Origin of the sequence: Paraburkholderia sp. CNPSo 3076 (assembly GCF_026343935.1) — a bacterium.
GTDB classification, from domain to species: Bacteria; Pseudomonadota; Gammaproteobacteria; order Burkholderiales; family Burkholderiaceae; genus Paraburkholderia; species Paraburkholderia nodosa.
On sequence record NZ_JAPMAL010000093.1, the window covers coordinates 1 to 4854 of the forward strand.

Genomic DNA, 4854 nt, shown 5'->3' on the forward strand with positions numbered 1-4854 from the left:
TGGATGAAAGCGGGGGATCGCAAGACCTCGCGCTATTGGGGTGGCCGATGGCGGATTAGCTAGTTGGTGGGGTAAAGGCCCACCAAGGCGACGATCCGTAGCTGGTCTGAGAGGACGACCAGCCACACTGGGACTGAGACACGGCCCAGACTCCTACGGGAGGCAGCAGTGGGGAATTTTGGACAATGGGCGCAAGCCTGATCCAGCAATGCCGCGTGTGTGAAGAAGGCCTTCGGGTTGTAAAGCACTTTTGTCCGGAAAGAAATCCTGATGGCTAATATCCGTCGGGGATGACGGTACCGGAAGAATAAGCACCGGCTAACTACGTGCCAGCAGCCGCGGTAATACGTAGGGTGCGAGCGTTAATCGGAATTACTGGGCGTAAAGCGTGCGCAGGCGGTGATGTAAGACCGATGTGAAATCCCCGGGCTTAACCTGGGAACTGCATTGGTGACTGCATCGCTGGAGTATGGCAGAGGGGGGTAGAATTCCACGTGTAGCAGTGAAATGCGTAGAGATGTGGAGGAATACCGATGGCGAAGGCAGCCCCCTGGGCCAATACTGACGCTCATGCACGAAAGCGTGGGGAGCAAACAGGATTAGATACCCTGGTAGTCCACGCCCTAAACGATGTCAACTGGTTGTCGGGCCTTCATTGGCTTGGTAACGTAGCTAACGCGTGAAGTTGACCGCCTGGGGAGTACGGTCGCAAGATTAAAACTCAAAGGAATTGACGGGGACCCGCACAAGCGGTGGATGATGTGGATTAATTCGATGCAACGCGAAAAACCTTACCTACCCTTGACATGTACGGAAGTCCGCTGAGAGGTGGATGTGCCCGAAAGGGAGCCGTAACACAGGTGCTGCATGGCTGTCGTCAGCTCGTGTCGTGAGATGTTGGGTTAAGTCCCGCAACGAGCGCAACCCTTGTCCCTAGTTGCTACGCAAGAGCACTCCAGGGAGACTGCCGGTGACAAACCGGAGGAAGGTGGGGATGACGTCAAGTCCTCATGGCCCTTATGGGTAGGGCTTCACACGTCATACAATGGTCGGAACAGAGGGTTGCCAAGCCGCGAGGTGGAGCCAATCCCAGAAAACCGATCGTAGTCCGGATCGCAGTCTGCAACTCGACTGCGTGAAGCTGGAATCGCTAGTAATCGCGGATCAGCATGCCGCGGTGAATACGTTCCCGGGTCTTGTACACACCGCCCGTCACACCATGGGAGTGGGTTTTGCCAGAAGTGGCTAGTCTAACCGCAAGGAGGACGGTCACCACGGCAGGATTCATGACTGGGGTGAAGTCGTAACAAGGTAGCCGTATCGGAAGGTGCGGCTGGATCACCTCCTTTCATGAGCTCATCGCTCACTGCGTTTTAAGCGCTCACACTTGTCGGCTGTAAGAAAGACAGACTCAGGGGTCTGTAGCTCAGTCGGTTAGAGCACCGTCTTGATAAGGCGGGGGTCGATGGTTCGAATCCATCCAGACCCACCACTGTCTGTGGCGGGCAGATCCCCTTGAGTATGTGTGACTGGGGGATTAGCTCAGCTGGGAGAGCACCTGCTTTGCAAGCAGGGGGTCGTCGGTTCGATCCCGTCATCCTCCACCAATCCTCAATGCACAGCGTTCTGCACGAAGCAGAACCTTTTGCATTGGCGATTGAGCCAGTCAGAGCGGTACGACGCATCACTGCGAAAGTATCGGCTGTCGTTCTTTAACAATCAGGAAGAAGTAGTAAAGAGATTCATCCGAACGCGGACAGAGATGGCCGTCAAGTAGGTGAATCAGGGTTGTGATTGTATCAATGTATTTTTAAGTGATCGAAAGATTGCCTTGAAATACGGCGCAACACGAATACTCAACCTGTAGCGAGTGAGCCTCGCCGTGAGCAATCATGGCCGAGACACACCCGTTATAGGGTCAAGCGAACAAGTGCATGTGGTGGATGCCTTGGCGATCACAGGCGATGAAGGACGCGGTAGCCTGCGAAAAGCTACGGGGAGCTGGCAAACGAGCTTTGATCCGTAGATGTCCGAATGGGGAAACCCACTCCGAATGGAGTATCCGTGACTGAATACATAGGTCATGTGAGGCGAACGCGGCGAACTGAAACATCTAAGTAGCCGCAGGAAAAGAAATCAACCGAGATTCCCAAAGTAGTGGCGAGCGAAATGGGACCAGCCTGTACTCTTTATCCGTACCGTCAGCCAAACGCTCTGGAAAGTGCGGCCATAGTGGGTGATAGCCCCGTAGGCGAAGACGGAATGGAAGAACTAGGTGTACGACAAGTAGGGCGGGACACGTGAAATCCTGTCTGAAGATGGGGGGACCATCCTCCAAGGCTAAATACTCGTGATCGACCGATAGTGAACCAGTACCGTGAGGGAAAGGCGAAAAGAACCCCGGGAGGGGAGTGAAACAGATCCTGAAACCGCATGCATACAAACAGTCGGAGCCTCGCAAGGGGTGACGGCGTACCTTTTGTATAATGGGTCAGCGACTTACATTCAGTGGCAAGCTTAACCGAATAGGGCAGGCGTAGCGAAAGCGAGTCCGAACAGGGCGTTCAGTCGCTGGGTGTAGACCCGAAACCAGGTGATCTATCCATGGCCAGGTTGAAGGCACGGTAACACGTGCTGGAGGACCGAACCCACTAACGTTGAAAAGTTAGGGGATGAGCTGTGGATAGGGGTGAAAGGCTAAACAAACCTGGAAATAGCTGGTTCTCTCCGAAAACTATTTAGGTAGTGCCTCGTGTATCACCTTCGGGGGTAGAGCACTGTCATGGTTGAAGGGTCCATTGCGGATTACTTCGCCATAGCAAACTCCGAATACCGAAGAGTGCAATCACGGGAGACAGACATCGGGTGCTAACGTCCGGTGTCAAGAGGGAAACAACCCAGACCGCCAGCTAAGGTCCCCAAATATGACTAAGTGGGAAACGAAGTGGGAAGGCTAAAACAGTCAGGAGGTTGGCTTAGAAGCAGCCACCCTTTAAAGAAAGCGTAATAGCTCACTGATCGAGTCGTCCTGCGCGGAAGATGTAACGGGGCTAAGTCATATACCGAAGCTGCGGATGCGAGCTAGTCTCGCATGGTAGGAGAGCGTTCCGTAAGCCTGCGAAGGTGCGTTGAAAAGCGTGCTGGAGGTATCGGAAGTGCGAATGCTGACATGAGTAGCGATAAAGGGGGTGAAAGGCCCCCTCGCCGTAAGCCCAAGGTTTCCTACGCAACGTTCATCGGCGTAGGGTGAGTCGGCCCCTAAGGCGAGGCAGAAATGCGTAGCTGATGGGAAGCAGGTCAATATTCCTGCACCATTGTGAAATGCGATGGGGGGACGGATCGCGGAAGGTTGTCCGGGTGTTGGAAGTCCCGGTCCTTGCATTGGAGAAGGCGCTTTGGCAAATCCGGGCGCGGAATTCAAGGGTGCGAGGCCATTCACCTAGGTGAAGAAGCAACTGGAAGTGGTTCCAAGAAAAGCCTCTAAGCTTCAGTTTCACAGTGACCGTACCGCAAACCGACACAGGTGGGCGAGATGAGTATTCTAAGGCGCTTGAGAGAACTCGGGAGAAGGAACTCGGCAAATTGGTACCGTAACTTCGGGATAAGGTACGCCCTGGTAGCTTGACTGGCTTGCGCCAGAAGGGTGAAGGGGTTGCAATAAACTGGTGGCTGCGACTGTTTAATAAAAACACAGCACTCTGCAAACACGAAAGTGGACGTATAGGGTGTGACGCCTGCCCGGTGCCGGAAGATTAAATGATGGGGTGCAAGCTCTTGATTGAAGTCCCGGTAAACGGCGGCCGTAACTATAACGGTCCTAAGGTAGCGAAATTCCTTGTCGGGTAAGTTCCGACCTGCACGAATGGCGTAACGATGGCCACACTGTCTCCTCCCGAGACTCAGCGAAGTTGAAGTGTTTGTGATGATGCAATCTCCCCGCGGCTAGACGGAAAGACCCCATGAACCTTTACTGTAGCTTTGCATTGGACTTTGAACCGGTTTGTGTAGGATAGGTGGGAGGCTGTGAAGCGGGAACGCTAGTTTCCGTGGAGCCGTCCTTGAAATACCACCCTGATCTGTTTGAGGTTCTAACCTTGGTCCGTGATCCGGATCGGGGACAGTGCATGGTAGGCAGTTTGACTGGGGCGGTCTCCTCCCAAAGGGTAACGGAGGAGTACGAAGGTACGCTAGGTACGGTCGGAAATCGTGCTGATAGTGCAATGGCATAAGCGTGCTTGACTGTGAGACTCACAAGTCGAACAGGTGCGAAAGCAGGTCATAGTGATCCGGTGGTTCTGTATGGAAGGGCCATCGCTCAACGGATAAAAGGTACTCTGGGGATAACAGGCTGATACCGCCCAAGAGTTCATATCGACGGCGGTGTTTGGCACCTCGATGTCGGCTCATCTCATCCTGGGGCTGTAGCCGGTCCCAAGGGTATGGCTGTTCGCCATTTAAAGAGGTACGTGAGCTGGGTTTAAAACGTCGTGAGACAGTTTGGTCCCTATCTGCCGTGGGCGCTGGATATTTGAAGGGACCTGCTCCTAGTACGAGAGGACCGGAGTGGACGAACCTCTGGTGTACCGGTTGTCACGCCAGTGGCATCGCCGGGTAGCTATGTTCGGAAGAGATAACCGCTGAAAGCATCTAAGCGGGAAACTCGCCTTGAGATGAGATATCCCCGGGGCTTCGAGCCCCTTGAAGGGTCGTTCGAGACCAGGACGTTGATAGGTCAGGTGTGGAAGCGCAGTAATGCGTTAAGCTAACTGATACTAATTGCCCGTAAGGCTTGATCCTATAACAGGTGTGCCTCCGCCCCGCGTGGGTGAGCAGGACGCACAGGTTGAGAGAATC

2 tRNA genes and 2 rRNA genes are annotated in these 4854 nt (G+C 54.0%); all 4 read left to right on the forward strand.

Features of this window, described 5'->3' with window-relative positions:
• Nucleotides 1-1349 (forward strand): 16S ribosomal RNA (locus M3A49_RS41875); the annotation flags it as partial.
• A gap of 66 nt (nt 1350-1415) precedes the next feature.
• Nucleotides 1416-1492, forward strand: a tRNA-Ile gene (locus tag M3A49_RS41880).
• A gap of 39 nt (nt 1493-1531) precedes the next feature.
• Nucleotides 1532-1607 (forward strand) — tRNA-Ala (locus tag M3A49_RS41885).
• Nucleotides 1608-1916: 309 nt separating this feature from the next.
• Nucleotides 1917-4797 (forward strand): 23S ribosomal RNA (locus tag M3A49_RS41890).
• Nucleotides 4798-4854 lie beyond the last annotated feature (57 nt).